The organism is Salinimicrobium oceani (assembly GCF_012037645.1).
The window spans coordinates 13,404-30,974 of the sequence record NZ_JAAVJR010000010.1; the positions used below are offsets into that span (position 1 = coordinate 13,404).

At 42.1% G+C, this 17,571-nt stretch carries 16 protein-coding genes; 4 read left to right on the forward strand and 12 right to left on the reverse strand.

Annotated features, from left to right (window positions below):
• The first annotated feature begins 144 nt into the window (after nt 1–144).
• Together HC175_RS13835 and HC175_RS13840 are read left to right on the forward strand one after the other, a co-directional pair.
• Nucleotides 145–390, forward strand: a complete 246-nt coding sequence (locus HC175_RS13835) for a hypothetical protein (RefSeq protein WP_168139083.1) — start codon at nt 145–147, stop codon at nt 388–390.
• A 73-nt stretch (nt 391–463) separates the two neighbouring features.
• Nucleotides 464–973 (forward strand): OmpH/Skp family outer membrane protein, encoded by a 510-nt coding sequence (locus HC175_RS13840; RefSeq protein ID WP_168139084.1) that lies wholly within the window; start codon nt 464–466, stop codon nt 971–973.
• 69 nt (nt 974–1,042) lie between these two features.
• On the opposite strand, the gene guaB is transcribed toward HC175_RS13840, so the two are convergent.
• The 8 genes from guaB to HC175_RS13880 form a co-directional block, all read right to left on the reverse strand.
• Nucleotides 1,043–2,515 (reverse strand): IMP dehydrogenase, encoded by a 1,473-nt coding sequence (gene guaB, locus HC175_RS13845; RefSeq protein ID WP_168139085.1) that lies wholly within the window; start codon nt 2,513–2,515, stop codon nt 1,043–1,045.
• Nucleotides 2,516–2,674: 159 nt separating this feature from the next.
• The gene (locus HC175_RS13850) at nt 2,675–5,152 is read right to left on the reverse strand and encodes a TonB-dependent receptor domain-containing protein (protein ID WP_168139086.1); all 2,478 of its coding nucleotides are present in this window, start codon (nt 5,150–5,152) and stop codon (nt 2,675–2,677) included.
• Nucleotides 5,130–6,494, reverse strand: a complete 1,365-nt coding sequence (locus HC175_RS13855) for an HTTM domain-containing protein (RefSeq protein WP_438865940.1) — start codon at nt 6,492–6,494, stop codon at nt 5,130–5,132. Before HC175_RS13855 ends, HC175_RS13850 begins: the two co-directional genes overlap by 23 nt.
• Before the next feature lie 18 nt (nt 6,495–6,512).
• Nucleotides 6,513–7,625: an imelysin family protein gene (locus HC175_RS13860; protein WP_168139088.1), complete on the reverse strand. Its 1,113-nt coding sequence runs from the start codon at nt 7,623–7,625 to the stop codon at nt 6,513–6,515.
• A gap of 53 nt (nt 7,626–7,678) precedes the next feature.
• On the reverse strand, nt 7,679–8,884 hold the full coding sequence (locus HC175_RS13865; RefSeq protein ID WP_168139089.1) for a DUF4856 domain-containing protein: 1,206 nt from the start codon (nt 8,882–8,884) through the stop codon (nt 7,679–7,681).
• 130 nt (nt 8,885–9,014) lie between these two features.
• Nucleotides 9,015–9,878, reverse strand: a complete 864-nt coding sequence (locus HC175_RS13870; protein WP_168139090.1) for a hydroxymethylglutaryl-CoA lyase — start codon at nt 9,876–9,878, stop codon at nt 9,015–9,017.
• Nucleotides 9,879–10,547: 669 nt separating this feature from the next.
• Nucleotides 10,548–11,165, reverse strand: a complete 618-nt coding sequence (locus HC175_RS13875) for a LysE family translocator (RefSeq protein ID WP_168139091.1) — start codon at nt 11,163–11,165, stop codon at nt 10,548–10,550.
• Nucleotides 11,165–12,184, reverse strand: a complete 1,020-nt coding sequence (locus tag HC175_RS13880; RefSeq protein ID WP_168139092.1) for a quinone-dependent dihydroorotate dehydrogenase — start codon at nt 12,182–12,184, stop codon at nt 11,165–11,167. The genes HC175_RS13875 and HC175_RS13880 overlap by 1 nt, the downstream gene beginning before the upstream one ends.
• A gap of 110 nt (nt 12,185–12,294) precedes the next feature.
• Here HC175_RS13880 and pepT point away from each other — a divergent pair, with 110 nt between their 5' ends.
• Nucleotides 12,295–13,548, forward strand: a complete 1,254-nt coding sequence (pepT, locus tag HC175_RS13885) for a peptidase T (RefSeq protein WP_168139093.1) — start codon at nt 12,295–12,297, stop codon at nt 13,546–13,548.
• 109 nt (nt 13,549–13,657) lie between these two features.
• Nucleotides 13,658–14,251: a YdeI/OmpD-associated family protein gene (locus tag HC175_RS13890; RefSeq protein WP_168139094.1), complete on the forward strand. Its 594-nt coding sequence runs from the start codon at nt 13,658–13,660 to the stop codon at nt 14,249–14,251.
• Between the two features lie 277 nt (nt 14,252–14,528).
• Here the strand turns inward: HC175_RS13890 and yajC are convergent, their stop codons facing one another.
• The 4 genes from yajC to HC175_RS13910 all read right to left on the reverse strand — a co-directional run bounded on the left by yajC (nt 14,529) and on the right by HC175_RS13910 (nt 17,473).
• A complete protein-coding gene (gene yajC, locus HC175_RS13895) occupies nt 14,529–14,822 on the reverse strand; it encodes a preprotein translocase subunit YajC (RefSeq protein ID WP_168139095.1) in 294 nt (97 codons plus the stop codon).
• Nucleotides 14,823–14,846: 24 nt separating this feature from the next.
• Entirely contained in the window at nt 14,847–15,302 is a 456-nt protein-coding gene (locus tag HC175_RS13900; RefSeq protein WP_168139096.1) for a DUF1573 domain-containing protein, read from the reverse strand.
• Between the two features lie 49 nt (nt 15,303–15,351).
• Nucleotides 15,352–16,290: a transcription antitermination protein NusB gene (locus HC175_RS13905; protein WP_168139097.1), complete on the reverse strand. Its 939-nt coding sequence runs from the start codon at nt 16,288–16,290 to the stop codon at nt 15,352–15,354.
• Between the two features lie 88 nt (nt 16,291–16,378).
• Nucleotides 16,379–17,473 (reverse strand): Glu/Leu/Phe/Val family dehydrogenase, encoded by a 1,095-nt coding sequence (locus HC175_RS13910; RefSeq protein ID WP_168139098.1) that lies wholly within the window; start codon nt 17,471–17,473, stop codon nt 16,379–16,381.
• Between the last annotated feature and the right edge of the window lie 98 nt (nt 17,474–17,571).

Below are 17,571 nucleotides of genomic sequence, written 5' to 3' on the forward strand. Positions count from 1 at the left end.
TGAATTGGCAAAAATAACAAATCTGCTACGTTAACCAACTCTTGAGGTTAAACGTTTCAGAATCAAAAAAAGTATAACTTGAAGGGGCTTCAAAAATGACATTTTTGGGACCTAATATTTTGCGAGATCATTAATCTAGAAACTATGGAAAAAGAAAGAAAACTAAAACTAATATGGGACTTTAAAGGTCCCGATGCGGCTACCACTGCCCGCCATCATGCTGTTCACCTTCAGGAATACCGAAAGACCCGAAATCTGTCTTTGGATCATTGCGGATCAGAAAAAATAGGAGATGCACACGCTATTGCTTATCTGGTCGTAACAGAAAAGGAAATGCCCGAGGTAAGGGATCAGCTAAAACCGCATCGGGGACAACTTTTTGAGAAGTAAATAGAAAATTAGGTTCTTAAAATCTTCTTAAATACCTCTACTCCTTTATATTTGCGGAAATCAAATTCAAATCATGAAAAAAGTATTTCTAATTTTCGGTCTCGCTCTTTTAAGTTTTTCAGCTTTTGCCCAATCAAAAGTAGGAACTATAGACGCCGATTATATCCTTTCACAAATGCCCGAAATGGCTACTGTAAATGAAGGTTTAAAAGCTTACAACGAGGAGCTCCAGAAAGAGCTGCAAACTAATGTTCAAAATTATGAAAGCCTAGTAAAAGATTATCAGGCAAACAGCACCAGCCTTGCCGACGAAGAAAAAGCGAACAAGGAAACAGAGATCATCACTCTTGAAAATGACATCAAAAATTTCAGACAAAAGGCGACGGTGATGATGCAAATGAAGCGCAATGAATTAACGCAACCACTTTACAAACTCATCAACGAAGCCATGCTGCAGGTGATCCAGGAGGAAAAGTACACGCAGATCTTCCATTCCGGCGGAAATGATCTCGCATTTTCTTCTCAGGAATATGACATTACCATGAAGGTGCTAAAGAAAATGGGAATAGAGGTTAAGGAATAAACGTAACGATAAAAAAGAAAGGGTGTCAAAAATGTGATTTTTGACACCCTTTCTTTTTATATACTTTGATTATCTACTGTAGTTAGGAGATTCTTTGGTGATCGTCACATCATGCGGATGACTTTCATTAATACCCGATGCCGTGATCTTCACAAATTTGGCCGATTCCTGCAAGCTTGCAACATCCTTTGCTCCACAATAGCCCATCCCGGCTCTTAGACCCCCAATAAACTGATGAATACTTTCGTAAAGATCGCCTTTGTAGGGAACTCTTCCCACTATACCTTCGGGAACCAGTTTTTTAATATCGTCTTCGACATCCTGGAAGTACCTGTCTTTGGAACCTTGCTTCATAGCTTCCACAGATCCCATACCGCGATAGGATTTGAATTTTCTACCTTCGTAAATTATTGTTTCTCCCGGAGATTCCTTTGTACCTGCTAATAAAGAGCCAAGCATTACAGAGTCTGCACCTGCCGCGAGTGCCTTTGGGATATCTCCCGTATATCTAATTCCGCCATCGGCAATTACGGGAACTCCGCTTCCTTTAATAGCTGCTGCCACTTCAAGTACTGCCGAGAATTGTGGAAAACCAACTCCTGCCACCACCCTGGTAGTACAGATGGAGCCTGGTCCAATTCCCACCTTTACAGCATCTGCTCCTGCCTCTACAAGGAATTTTGCAGCTTCGCCAGTTGCAATGTTTCCTACAACAACTTCCAGGTCGGGGAATTTCCCTTTTACCTCTTTAAGAACCGTCACCACGCCCTGAGTATGACCGTGCGCCGTATCAATAACTATAGCGTCTACCCCTGCTTTTACCAAAGCTTCAGCTCTGTCTACAGCATCTCCGGTAACTCCAACTGCAGCCGCAACGCGCAACCTTCCGAAGCTATCTTTGTTAGCTATGGGTTTTTGGGTAAGCTTGGTAATATCTCTAAAGGTAATAAGCCCAACAAGTTTATCGGCAGAGTTTACAACGGGTAATTTCTCTATCTTATTTTTTTGCAAGATCACTTCGGCTTCTTCAAGAGAGGTACCTTCGGCAACCGTAACAAGATTTTTCGAGGTCATTACTTCAGAAATTGGCCTGTCGTTGTTCTTTTCAAAACGCAGGTCCCTATTGGTAACTATTCCCAGTAATTTGCCTTCATTATCAACAATGGGAATTCCTCCAATGCTATGCTCCCTCATATTTTCCTTTGCATCACGTACTTTCGCAGTGATAGGCAAGGTAATGGGATCAATGATCATCCCACTCTCTGCACGTTTCACCTTCCTCACCTTTAGAGCCTGCTGCTCTATGCTCATGTTTTTGTGCAACACGCCAATACCACCTTCCCGGGCTATGGCAATTGCCATACGAGATTCGGTCACTGTATCCATAGCTGCGGAAACAATGGGCACATTAAGCGTGATGTTGCGGGTGAATTTTGATTGAATATTTACTTCGCGGGGAAGGACTTCTGAAAAGGCGGGGACCAACAATACGTCATCGTATGTTAGGCCTTCGCCAACAATCCTGGAGGTGTGTGCGATCATGGCAATTAAGATTTAATTGCGAGCAAATATACATCCTTTATACCACAAATAGGAAATAAGCTCTACTAATTATTTGTTTTTGTTAGGTTTAACAGCAAAGCAATTAAGCAGCAGACTAACAGCCGTTCGACATGTAAATTAAGCTATGCTGAGAATTTTTTAGAGCCTTAACTGCAGGGTAGTATACCAGGTTAAAGGCTGCGCCGGAATAATTCCCGGGCCTGGATATCCTGTGGCCCTTCTGGTGAAGTAGGAATTGTCCAGCAGGTTATTTATTCCCGCCTCCAGCTTAAATCTTCCCAGGGAATAGGAAAGAGACAGATCCAGAATATCATAAGCAGGTATAGCTCCTTCAATCCCTCTTTGAGAATCTCTTTTATCCTGTGGCGCATTGGTGGCATCTGTATACTGCTTTGACAGATAAGTGTACTGCAGACTTCCTAAAAAGTTCTTGTACCCAAAATTGAGCCCGGTCTTGAGATTCACCGCGGGTATGAACTCCACTTGATTTCCTTCCACATTATTTTGTTGAGAGCTCAGATACTCCGATTCTGTAAAAGCTGCATTCACGAAAAATCCGGCAATAAGATGCTCATGACCTCTCAAAAATGTGTTCTTAAGGTTCCAGTCTGCAAAAGTTTCAAGGCCGTAAATAAAGGCATCCCCAATATTTCCGCGGAAGCGAATGATCCTTCCAGTAGGTTCCATTTCTCCGGAAGCATTTTCCCGCACCTCAGCTTTAAGAACCTCTCCTATCCGATCGTTGTACTGCAGGGCAAATGCGCTTACATCCAGAGAAACATAATTCTTCCACCTGCCACGAATCCCCAAGTCTGTAGTGAAGCCTTCTTCATCAGAAATATTCGGGTCTACCTGGAACACTGGATTTACCACCCGAATATCATTAAATGTAACAGAGCGATAGTTTTGTGAGAAATTCGCGTACATCTCGAAAGTACTGCTAAGCTCATAACTGCTTCCAATGCCAAGCAATACGAAATTCCGCTCAAAATCCCTGTTATCTGGGAGAGTTTCACTTTTTAGAACATTTCCTGCCCTGTCTAAAAAGATGTATTTATAAGTGCCTTCAGCCTGGGTATTTATATATTCAAATCTAAAGCCAGGGGTAATCGAAAATTTTTCCGTTAGGTTAAAGATGTTCTCTCCAAAGAAAGCCAGGTTTTGGTTAGGAAAGCTAAATTGTGATTGCCTGGTGTAGTTGGGAAACTGCTCAGTCGCAAAAGCAAAATCGGCATTGGCTGCTGCAGTGCCGGGGCCTTGTCTCTGTTCATTTTCGGCAGTATAATATTTTGTCCCGAGCAAGATGACAGATTCCTCTCCAAAAAGGGCATATCGGGAAAGAATTCTTGCCTCGGCTCCCCAGTTATTGAATTGGTCGCTAAGCAACTCCCGGGGCGCTTCGGGATCATCGGCCTGTGAAACCCGGTTCTCCCTGTAGCCTACAGCCTTTCGGGAAGCATCAAGCCCAAACACATTTAATGTGAAATCTGTTTTTGGGGAGATCTTTTGTTCCAGCTTTAGCGCAAAAAGATTCCAGTTTACACCAAACCAGTTCCTGGCGCGGTTGCTGAATTCCGGATCCTCGTAAAACTGTTTATCGGTAAGGCCTCCCGGCTGCTGTGCAAGATAATCGAGCCAGGTGTATTCGAAGCTCAGCCTGGTGTTATCGCTGAAGTTATAAGCCAAATGGGCGAAAGCGTTCTGAGACTCATATTCAGAATTAGGTCTGAAACCGTTTCCCGATTTATGATTATAAAAGGTATAATAGCTGAATTTCCCTAAGGTCCCGCTCAAACTGTTGAAGCTGGTAAAAAGATCATTTGAACCAATAGATTGACGTGAGATCAATTCGACCTTTTTGACAGGATTGGGTTTTCGGAATTTAAAGTTGATGAGCCCCCCAAACTGTGTTCCATATTGAAGGGAAGCTGCGCCCCGAATCACCTGGATTTCACTCAGGGCTTCGGCAGGTGGCGTGTAATAGCTTTCGGGATATCCTAAAACATCGGCAGAAATGTCATATCCATTCTGGCGGGTATTGAAATTTTGAGTCCGGTTGGGGTCAAGGCCCCTTCCACCAATGTTCAGTTGGAGGCCAGCATCGCCGTTGTCGTAAATATTCAGCCCCACCACCTGATTGTATATCTGCCGGGCATTGTTGGCTGCCAGGTTTCCGGTGATCTCCTCCATTAGCACAACTTCACTCTTTTTTCCGGCGTAAATGGCTGTGCCCTCCACCTTCCGAAGATTTCTTAAGGCAAAGACCTCTTTTCGTCTCTGGATGAGAACCACTTCAGAAAGACTTTCGGCTAAAGGGGAAAGTTCTATCTCTATATTCCTGTTTGTAGTGAGCTCCAGCTGCAGTTCTTTCACCTCATGATCATAGCTAAAGATCGCCAGGTCATAAGTGCCCGCCGCCAAAGATGGTATCCTAAAATATCCTTTTTCATCTGCCTTTGACAGCTGACCTGTTGTGCGGTTAAATATTTCGGCATTGGGAACCGCATTTCCGCTTTCTGAAGAAGTTATAGTGCCTGTTAAATCGAATTGCGCAAAGGCGGCAAAATGGAGTGTCAAGAGAAAAAAGAGAATGCTACAAACCTTGGATGCTGTCATTGAATGGTAAAATAAAGGTCTTTTGCCCGAAGGAATCTTCATGCTCAAGCAAATTGACACGGGGGTTGATAAAAGGCGTACTACTTCTGCCGTTCAGGGCGACATGGCTGTCCACATATATTTCAATATTCTTATATCCCTCACTCAAAAAATGGTCTTCCAGAAAATGTGCATACTGAAGAATGAAATCTGGCTGAAAAGACATTTGTTTTTCCTGAAAAGGAGTCAGAAAATTTCCGTTGTTCACATAGAAACTTTTTCCCGAGTCGCGATCAACAATCCTGAATTGTGCATAACCCGCCTTTTCCATTAACATCACCCGCCAGGAAAATCTAAACCCTTCTTCGGTCCAGAACAACTCCCCGGGATATAACAGATAGCGCCAGGGAAAAAGCAGTTGTACCACGAAAAAAACGCTTAAAAAACTAACCAAAAAATACCTTTTTTGAGGCTGCAGCGGCAGACTTCGTCCATTGTCAAACCTGGATTTAGCAATATTAAGAACTACTGAAATCTTTTTCAAGATCTTGTGGTGCAGCCCTGCGTCGAAAAAAATAAGCGCACTTACTATCATGATGAAAGGGAACATCCCAATAGGGAACAAAATGCGCGTGCTAATGTGAAAAATAACCACAAGCAAAAAAGCAACACCTCGTGTGCGACGGGAAAGCAGTAAAAAAGGAATGGCCAGATCGTATATCATGCCCGACCAACTGAAGAAATAATGCACCCATTCCTGCTGCAGGAGGTTGCCAAGAAGTGGGAGATCGTAATTTGATGGTAACCAGATCTTAAGGGGCATGGCCTCAAAAAGCCAGTCGGAATTTAGCTTTGCAAGCCCCGCGTAAAAATAGACTATTCCCATTAACAGTTTAATACTGTCAATGCTCCAGGCGGGAATTCTTTGAACAGCCTGTTGTGAATTTAAATAGGCGTCAAATGAAAAATATTTACCTGCGGGTAAAAATATGAGCAGAAAGCTCAAAATACTTATGAAGTAATAGTGATTGAGATAGGTGGTTTTGTCCATAAGCTCTATGTAGGTAAAGCTTAAGAAAAAGATGATCATTGCCCATCTGTATTTCCACCCGGCAGCTACAGCCAGTGCTGCCAAGGCACAAATAGCGAAGATCACATAGGTGAAATTCCCTAATGGTTTCACCCATTCAAAGCCATAGTACGCAAAGGAAAAGTCTGGCAGGATGTAGAGTTTTTCGATCCAGCCGTTAAGCCAGAATCGCACTAAACTTCCGAACATCATTAAACCAAAAAAAATACGGAAAACCGCTAAAGGAGCGGCTTCCATATCTTTTTTTAAATATTCAGAAATTTTCATTTGTATCAAGATCCAGGAGAAAAATTAATCTCCGTCTGTATCTACATAATCTACACTAACGTCCAGTGCCTGTAACATATCGATCTTAAGCAGCACTACAACTTTCTGCAATTCATCGTAAGCTGCAAGCATAGCGTTATTATTTGTTCTTACCTGCTCTGCAAGATCTGCATCAAGAGCTTCGGCCTGCTGTGCAACATCGGCCAACTGTGCATTGATCCTGGCAGCAAGATCCTCTCCTCCCCTTATGGAATTAAGGTAATCGAGATACTGCTTATAACTTGGCCCGGTCTGGCTACCGTTGAAATGTTTCCCATTAAAGAAATTCCTGAAAGCTTCCAGTGCCTTTAAATAAAGCTGTTTGGAAAAATCATCAGAATAATAAGCTTCTGCGGTAGTAGGCTCGGGATTTCCTGAAAAAACTCCTGCAGGAATTCCAATTTTACCCGAACGCAGGTCCATTTCAAAATACATGACGTAGTCGTTTGTGAACTTATCTACAGAGCCTGTACTTGAAGAGCTGGTACTGGATACAAAGGTATCCCTGAAATTATTTTTCCAGTCAGCCAAAACTTCAGTCGTCAGTGAATTAATACGCGTAGTGACGCTAGTCAGGTAATTTTTATAACCTGTGGCATTTTCACCTGTGTAAAAGGTGACAATTTCGGCATCTGTTTCTCCAAGGCCGTTGATAAGAAAATCAAGTGCAGGGAATCCCTGTTCATCGCGGGAAGCAGGAAGCTCGAGGTTAAAGGTGTTGGTTTCAGCTTTGGCTGTAATGGCGGTTTCATCTGCAGGATAAATATTGAGGTAGCCGTGATAATCGAGGCTCTCTGCCTTTCCAATATCAAACGCTGCCACGGTTTGATAATCAAGATAAGCTTCTTCAAAAGCCGCTCTCAAGGCGCTCAATTTTGCTTCGGAAGGATCTTCAGAAAAAGCCGTCGCGGCCTCACTAAGAGACTGTGTTTCTCCTGAAAAATTTTCGAAGGACGGAATAATGATATTATCGGCCCAATTTGCCAACATTGCTCCTCTGTCAAAATTATCTGAAGTATCAGTTTTCCCTGAATCATCTGAAGAATTACAGGAGACCATTACTACAGCTAAAATTAAAAAACCGAATCTCTTAAACATAATGTGTAAAATTTAAAAAGAGCCGGTGGAACCGGCTCTCTACTTTTTTATTACTATTCTGCTGCCTGGGCAACTGTTATACCGAATGCCGTGGCAATAGCTTCAGAAATTGAATCAAGAGTCTCAGGTGTCACATCCCAAAAACCATTACCGGCCATTAGTTGTTCCTGGAATCCAAAGATGACTTCAGGTGCCAGGTATGGTTCTCCTGTTGCAGGATTGTGAGTGAATCTTAGGCTGTAAAGAAATCCAAGACCTTCAGATAATTCGTGAAAGGCAGCACCCATGTCTTCATTCTGAATGGCTACTTTCCCACCCTGCAGGTAATGGATAGCTCGCACTGCACTTACCAGGGAAAGGTTCTCGCGAATGATTGCCACCTGCTCATCTCTAAGTTCATAATCACCCGCCACAATTGCTGCACGTCCAACTTTAAAGGCTTCGAAAGTCTCTTCTGCGATCCCGGCAAAATCTGAATCACTGTTGACACTTTGCAGGTAATTGAACAATAAACGATCTTCATTTGAGGAAAGTGAGATCATAGGATCTGCCCCCGAAACAGAAGGATGACCTACTAAATATCCATAGGCCTCGTCCCATTTATGCTCCATTGTAGTGTAGCTTTTGCCCTCTTCGGTAACAGCATTATTATTATTTTCAACATTATCTCCTTCGTCTAATACAGACTGTGAAAGATAATTGTTGAGGATTTGATCTGTAAGCAGAGCACCTATTAGACTTTTCGCGAACAGCTGATTAAGCTCTATCCCCTTTGCATTCACATACCTTGTTTTATCTCCCTGAGCAATCTGTCCTGCGACTCCTGCTTCTGCAAGTACTTCCCAATTTGGAAAAACTTCTGTAGCCTGCTCTGTGATCCAGCTTTCGAAGGTATCTTTTATCGCATTGCTCTCCACTGTGTTTGATCCAAAATACAAGGTTGAAGCAGCTACTTTACTTTTTACACTTTTTGAACTGGTATTGAGAGCCTCATCAGAAAATGGATTATTCTCATTAGAAAACATGTTAGAGAGTTCTTCTTCGGTTGCCTCAGGAGTCATAAATCCTGCGGTTAAATCTCCAGCCATTAAAAGTCTCGTGGTTTGTCCATCAAAGGAAACAGTAGACTGTTCATCTCGTGTAAAAGAATATGTTTCAGGAACATCTACCTTGTTAGTTGGGATAACGGAATCATCATCTGTCGAGCACGAAGTGAAGGCAATCCCTCCCACAAGTGCAGCAAATAAAGCTTTTTTCATTTTATTGGTTTATTTAGACTTGTTTAAAATAACACCGCAAATGTAGATGGTCTCTGCCTTTCAACAAAGATTATTTAGAATAATTTTAAATAAAATTTATCAATGAAAATAATTGAAACAATGTATTTTTCTAATGGTAGAGGCTAAAAATCTTTGTGGCTTCATTATGAGAAGCTTCAAAACTCATCATCTTAATATTTGTATCAGCTTTTTTTGAGGTGAAGTAGGAAAGCACCTTTTCTGTAGGCATATTTCCGGTGAGCTCATCTTTGGCCATGGGGCAACCGCCAAATCCCTGTATAGCCCCGTCAAACCTCCTGCAGCCGGATTTATAGGCAGCATCTACCTTTTCAAACCACTTTGTGGGGGTGGTATGTAAATGGGCTCCAAATTCGATCTCGGGATATTTTGGGATCAGGTTTGAAAAAAGATATTCAATAACTTCAGGGGTAGAGCTTCCAATAGTGTCAGAAAGAGAAAGGATCTTTACTCCCATGCCCGACAGCCTTTCGGTCCACTCTCCAACGATGTCAACATCCCATGGGTCTCCATAAGGATTTCCAAATCCCATAGATAGATAGGCGACAACCTCCTTTCCTGAAGCACCTGCAATGTCGAGGATCTCCTGGAGCGTTTCTACAGACTCGGCAATTGTTTTATGAGTGTTCCGCATCTGGAAATTTTCAGAAATTGAAAAAGGATAGCCCAGATATTGTATTTCGGGATGCTGTGCGGCACTTTCGGCCCCGCGGGTATTTGCGACTATGGCCAGAAGTTTGCTCTGAGTACGGGAAAGATCTAGTTGGGCCAGTACTTCAGCAGTATCTGCCATTTGTGGAATGGCCTTAGGGGAAACAAAACTTCCGAAGTCAATGGTGTCGAAACCACAGCGTAAAAGCGACTGGATATACTGCACCTTTTTTTCTGTGGGTATAAAATTTTTTATTCCCTGCATGGCGTCACGCGGACATTCAATGATCTTGATTTTCCCCATAGGCCAAATATAGAATTTAGATTTGAGATATGAGATGTGAGATTTGAGACATGAGATGTGAGATGTGAGATGTGAGATGTGAGATGTGAGATTTGAGACATGAGATGTGAGATTTGAGACATGAGATGTGAGATTTGAGAAGTCAGACTTGAGATGTCTTGTTTTACAAGTATCTCTTTATAAAGCCAGGGACAAAGCCTTGGAAAAGTAAAAACACACAACTACAAGGTAAAGATTTCTCATACTCACTAACGACTACGAAATTCTCTATACCAAGATCGGATATTCCAATCCCTTTCCGGTCCTGAGTGAGCAGATATTTTAGAATGATGTCCTATAATTTTCGGGATCCCGAGGGGATCCAATCTTTATAGAGAAATTTGACATACCAAATTATTCGACCCCTACGGGGTCGTATCATTGCTTGGTTTGCTATCAAGGTTCAATTAATCTCAAGGAAAGATTGCAAATCCGGCTAAGAAGTATTTTAGATTCAAGTATATTTTTTCTCATTTCACCTCACCCTGAAATTGCTTTTGGGTTCTGGGGTTTCCAGCACGATTAAAATTAGCCTTGGGACAGGAAAAGAAGTTAAAGGCTAAAAGCCAACGGCCAACAGCCTAATCTCACTACTCAGTACTCAATACTCACTCCTATACACTAAGTCCTCTAAACTAAAATAAAGATCCCAATTCCTATAAAAACCACCACCTGTACCCATTTAAAAACTACACCCGAGGCCGGATGTTTTTGCAGATATCCAGAGATCTTTCCTGCAAGAATGGCAACAGCAGAAAAAATAAGAAACGCCTGCAACATGAAAAGAAAGCCAAGAATGTAGAACTGCAATACCGTATTTCCATTAGGTTCCCAGAGAAAACCGGGAAAGAAGGCAAGAAAGAAAATTGCGACCTTGGGGTTAAGAACATTCATCAAAAATCCCCTTTTAAAGAGGGAAAGCAGCTGCTTTTTATTTGCTGATGTCTGTGTTCTCAAATCTATAACCGGTTCGCTTTTATACACCTGCCACGCGAGATAGAAAAGATAGCAGGCACCTAAGATCTTGATGATCAAAAAGAGCATTTCCGACTGTTTAATAATAGCGGAAACTCCGAAAGCAACTAAGCTGGTATGAATTATGATTCCCGATACCAGGCCGGCAGCGGTCACGATCCCGAATTTTTTCCCATTGGTCATCCCCTGCACAAGTACATATACGATATCTGGCCCGGGTGAAAGGGTTAGCAGAATGGCGGCAGCCAGAAAAGGGATCAACTCTGCCGTCACTAAGAGCGTTTTAAAATTTCCTGATTGATCTTCTTTACCAGCTGCGGACCTTCATAAATAAAGCCTGTATATAGCTGTACAAGACTGGCTCCTGCCTCTAATTTTTCTATAGCATCTTTGGGAGTCATAATTCCCCCGACGCCAATTATAGGAAAGGCCTGGTTACTTTTTTCAGATAGGAACCGGATCACCTCAGTAGCTCTTTTCGTTAAAGGCTTTCCACTTAGACCGCCAGTCTCCTTTTGATCGGGAGAAGTCAATCCTTCTCTCGAAATAGTAGTATTTGTCGCTATTACTCCGGCAATTCCTGTTTCTTTTATAATATCAATAATATCCAGTAACTGGGTATCTGTAAGGTCGGGAGCTATTTTTAGAAGGATAGGTTTGGACTTAGGGCGCTTCAGGTTGTCCTGCTGCAAGGTGTTCAAAAGCTTGGTGAGTGGCTCCTTGTCCTGCAACTCCCTTAAGTTAGGAGTGTTGGGAGAACTTACATTCACTACAAAATAATCTACATGCTCAAAAAGGGCATTAAAGCAGATCATATAATCATCTACTGCGTTCTCATTAGGAGTGATTTTGTTCTTTCCAATATTTCCGCCAATCAGAACTCCGGTATTCTTTTTTAACCTTTCAACTGCCTCGGCTACTCCCCCATTGTTGAAGCCCATTCGATTAATAATAGCTTTGTCTTCCCTCAACCTGAATAGTCTCTTCTTCTCATTGCCCGGCTGTGGTTGTGGGGTAAGGGTTCCAATCTCAACAAATCCAAAGCCGAAATTTGAGAGCTCCTTAAACAACTTGGCATCTTTATCAAAGCCCGCAGCCAGTCCCACGGGATTGGGAAATTTTATTCCGAATACTTCCCTTTCCAATCGTTTGTCTTCCACGACAAAATTCTGTCGGACCAGCTTCTGACTTCCGGGCAGCAGAAATAACTTCCGAAGTGCAGAAAAGGTAAAATAATGCACCTTTTCGGGGTCAATATTGAATAAAACAGGACGAATTATTTTCTGGTACATGGAAGAGATTTTGGGCAAAATTAACACAAAGCGGGATAAAAAAGCAGGAAATCGGGAAAGGTTTTAGAACTGTGATTTATATCTTTATTTTTGATAAAATTTCAGCCATAATGACCAATAAGCAGGAAGTAATAGAAAGATTTTTAAGTTATGTCAAGATCGACACCCAAAGTGACGAGAATAGCAGCACCACTCCCAGCACCGAAAAGCAATGGGAGCTCGCCAATAAACTCAGGGAGGAGTTAGAGGCAATGGGGATGAAGGAGGTTAGCATAGACGAGAATGCCTATGTTATGGCTACCCTTCCTGCTAATGTGGATCATGAAGTGCCGGTAATTGGATTTGTTTCTCATTTTGACACTACACCAGATTTTTCAGGAACCAATGTAAAACCACAGATCATTGAAAATTATGACGGGAAGGATATTATTCTGAACAAGGAAAAAAACATCATTCTATCGCCCGATTATTTTTCAGACCTGCTTCAATACGAGGGCCAAACCTTGATCACTACAGATGGAACAACGCTGTTAGGAGCAGATGATAAAGCTGGGATCACAGAAATTATGGAGGCCATGAAATATCTGCTCGCCCATCCTGAAATTCAACATGGTAAAATTCGGGTGTGTTTCACGCCCGATGAAGAAATTGGCCGTGGCGCCCACAAATTTAATGTAGAAAAATTTGGTGCCGACTGGGCTTACACCATGGACGGAAGCCAGGTAGGAGAACTGGAATTCGAGAATTTCAACGCGGCAGGAGCGGTAGTGAAAGTCAGCGGGAAAAGCGTTCATCCCGGCTATGCCAAAAACAAAATGATCAACAGCATGTATATTGCTATGGATTTTATTAATTCCTTGCCACGTCTCGAAACTCCAGAACATACTGAAGATCGGCAGGGATTCTTCCACCTCAATGCCATAGAGGGTGACGTGGAGGAAACTACTTTACACTACATTATTCGTGACCATGACCGGGAACATTTTGAGGCTCGTAAGCAAATGATGCAAGACCTGGCTCAGGAAATTTGCAGTCAGCAGGAAAGAGATTGTGTGACGGTGGAGATCAAGGATCAGTATTTCAATATGCGAGAAAAGGTGGAGCCTGTAATGCACATTGTAGATATTGCCGAAGAGGCCATGAAGCAGGTGAACGTTACTCCTATAATAAAGCCTATTCGCGGAGGAACCGATGGCGCACAATTAAGTTTTAAAGGCCTTCCCTGTCCAAATATTTTCGCAGGAGGCCACAACTTCCACGGAAAGTATGAATATGTGCCGGTAGAAAGCATGCAAAAGGCAGTAGAAGTGATCGTAAAGATTGTAGAATTAACAGCGAAAGAGGATTCAAGATTCAGGATTTAAAATTCAAGGTTTGGCTTGCGGATTGCCGATCTGAGGAACCCTGTCAGGGTTTAAAACCGTTAACAGGGTTAGCCATATTAACTATTCACCAATCACTAATCACAAACCAATGGCAGTAAAATCAGCTGAAGAATACATAGGAGCTCACCCTTCCTGGGAAAGCGAATTACGAGATTTGAGGGAAATGATCCTCACTCAGGATGTTGAGGAGACTATAAAATGGGGCGCGCCTGTATATACTGTAGGTGGTAAAAATGTCATTTCCATAGCTGCTTTTAAAAATCATTGCGCCATGTGGTTTTATAACGGAGCCTTGCTCAGGGAAAACACTGCTTTACTGGAAAATGCGCAAGACGGAAAGACAAAAGCCCTGAGGCAGATAAGATTTGAGCGCGGGGAGGAATTACCCCTGCAGGAACTGAGAAACTATGTAAGTGAGGCGATTCAGAATCAAAAGGAAGGAAAGGAAATAAAACCTGTTAAGGCCAAGGAAGTGGAAATTCCAGCTGAAATTTCGGCTGCTTTCTCTGATGATCCCTCGTTTGAAGTTGCTTTTCAGAATCTCACTCCTGGAAAGCAGCGCGAGTATTGCGAACACATAGCACAAGCAAAACGGGAGGCGACCAAGCAAAGCCGTTTGGAAAAGATCATCCCTATGGTCAAAAGCGGAGTGGGCCTACATGAAAAGTATAAGAACTGCTAAAAACTGGCCGCTGCGCCTGCCTACAGGCATACAGAATGCTGAATAAGAGCCGAGTCGGACTTTAGAAAAAAGTCAAATTGAAGAAAGGACCCTGAATAAATTCAGGGTTACCGATAGGATATACGGTTGTTAGTCTCTTCGTCATGCTGAACTTGTCTCAGCATCTTCCATGTAAGCGGGAAAGAATTCAAGACCCAAAAAAAACCTTGCAGGTTTCTCCAAAAAAAGAAGCCCCACGCATTAACGTGGGGCTCTCTTATATTTTTCCCGAAGGAACTTATTTTGTTTCCTTTACCGGTTCGTTCAGTTTCTTGCTCATCTCCATAGAAATGGATGACCTGTCAAAAGTGATCTTTCCGGCTCCGGTTTCAATAATAACTGCATTCTGCTTATCACTGAAATCAATTATTTTACCGTGCATTCCGCTTTTAGTTACAATACGATCTCCTCTTTTAAGTTCTGAAGAGAATTGTTTTTCCTGCTTGGCACGTTTCATTTGTGGGCGTATCATAAAAAAATACACCACTATAAACATTAAAATAATTGGGGCAAACTGTGCTAATTGATCCATAGATAATTTTGTTGCTCTGTAGTTCTAAGACTGTGTTTCTTTAGGCTCTACAAAAGCTTTGATTTTTAATTGTTCCTTACCGCTTTCTGTATTTGCAGTAATGGTAACTGTTTTGGTAACCTGGTTTTGACCGCTACCGTTGAATTTCACTAACATCTCACCTGTTTCACCTGGTGCAATAGGTTCTTTGGTCCAGGTTGGAACTGTACATCCACAAGAACTGCTGGCGTTAGTGATCACCAATGGTGCTTTTCCTGTATTTGTGAAGGTGAACGTGTGCTCCACATTAGTACCTTGTGCAATTGTACCAAAGTCATGCTCAGTTTTTTCAAAACTGATTTCAGGATAAACTACATCCTGCGCATCACGTACTGCAGCATCTTCAACGTTTTCTGCTTTTACTTTGTTGGATGCGTCATCCTTACAGGAGGTGAAATTGAACGCAGCAACCAGTGCCATTAATAAAATTCCTTTTTTCATGATTTACAATTTATGGTTAAAGTTGATAAAATTAAGAAAAATTGGAGGACTACATCAGGCCCCTGCCAATTTTGTTCAGTTTGCCTTCATCCTTGTACTCCTTTGAGAGCTTATCAAGAATGCCATTGATAAAAATACTACTTTTAGGAGTACTGTATTCTTTGGCAATTTCTAAATATTCGTTAATAGTAACTTTAACTGGTATAGATGGGAATTTCAGAAATTCACAAATAGCCATTTTAATAAGTATGGTGTCCAGATCGGCAATCCGCTCCTTATCCCAGTTTGGTGTTTTTCCCTCCATCTCACCAGCAAGACTCTCATCATTCAGCAGCGTCTTTCTAAAAAGCTCTACCGCGTATTCCTTGTCATCTGAACTTTTAAACAACCTGGTCAATGCCTGCTGCTTCCCTGGCACAGACTTTTGAAGCATCTTTACGATGGCCGTATTTACTAATGGCAAATCGTCGATCCAGGTGATCTTTTTATCTTCCAGGTAATCATAAAGTTTTTCATTTGGAGCGATAACATGTTTGAAGATAGCGACAACAAAATCTTTATCCTCCTTAAAAGAGGATTCGCGGGTAGACATATAATTCTCAAAAAGTTCACTCCTTCTGATCTCTGACCACAAGATCTCCACATACTCATCATCGTGGCTCCAGTTGTTGAGCTTTCTTGCCTCAAGCGCATTCTGGAGGCTTTCATTCTCCTTTAACAGAATGATAACCTCGTTATTAATAAATTTCTTATTGGGATCCACTTCCTCCTGAGAAGGAAGATGTTTTTGCTGAGCTTTTTCCAGGTATTCCTCTGCATGGTCCTTGATCTGCACAAATAGATCCAGCATTAAAAGGTACAGATCGTACATTTCATCCATACTCTTAAGGAGAAACTTCTCTTCGGTATTGAGATTATTGTTTTCACTTTGCGAGTAGGCATACAATGACTGCATTACTTTAACGCGGATATGTCTTCTGGTCAACATAGCTGTAAAAGAACTTTAAAAAATTAGGGCGAAAGGTTTTTCCCTTTCGCCCGGCAAAAATACTATTTAAATTAAAAAATTGCGGAGGTTATCTGCGATTTTTTCTGTCGGCTATTCGCTGTTGAGCTACTTTAAGAGCAGCTTCATGGGTTGAAATATCATTTGCTTCGGCCGCATTAAGGATCTCCAGCGTTGTATTGTAGATGTTCTCTGTCTTCTCCATGATCTCTTTTCTTCCGTAGCCTTCAAGTTCAGCATAAACATTGATGATCCCCCCGGCATTGATAAGAAAATCGGGCGCATAAACGATCTCCTTCTTCCTAAGAATAAGGCCGTGGCGCGTATCATCGGCAAGCTGGTTATTAGCAGCACCTGCAATCACTTTTGCCTGGAACCTTTCGATAGTTTCATCATTTATGGTCGCTCCCAAAGCACATGGCGCATAGATATCCACTTTTGCTGAATAAATATCGCCGGTAAAGATCTCAGCCCTGTATCGCTCCTGGATCTGCTGAAGCCTGGCTTCATTAATATCGCTTATAAAGACCTTTGCTCCTTCTTTTGTAAGATAATCTACCAGAGACTCACCTACGTGACCAATTCCCTGAACCAGTACAGATCTTCCCTGAAGGTTTTCACTACCAAACCGGAATTTAGCCGCAGCCTTCATTCCCATGTATACTCCATAAGCAGTAACAGGCGAAGGATTTCCTGCTCCACCTTTATCTTCCGAAATTCCGGTAACATAAGGTGTTACTTCTCTCACAGTATCCATATCTGCCGTTTCCATTCCCACGTCTTCGGCTGTAATATATTTACCACTTAATGAGTGGACAAACTCTCCAAATCTACGCATGAGCTCGGGAGTTTTCTGAGTCTTTGCATCACCAATGATCACTGCCTTACCGCCTCCCAGATTGAGACCAGTAACGGCACTTTTAAAAGTCATTCCCCGGGAAAGGCGCAGCACATCATTGAGCGCATCCCATTCTGAACTGTAATTCCACATTCTGGTACCGCCAAGAGCAGGGCCTAAAACTGTGTTGTGAATTCCAATAATTGCCTTTAATCCTGTATCTTTGTCATTGCAAAAAACCACTTGTTCATGGTCATCAAAGGAAAGCTGCCCAAAAACCGGAGCGGCTTTTTTAAGTTCATTTGCCTTTAGAACATCCACTGTCATAAGTTTGAAAATTTTAGATAATTTCGATGATTCGAAAATATTACAGGGCAAAAATAGTTAATATTTCATTTTCAAAACCATTTGCACCACCAAAATTA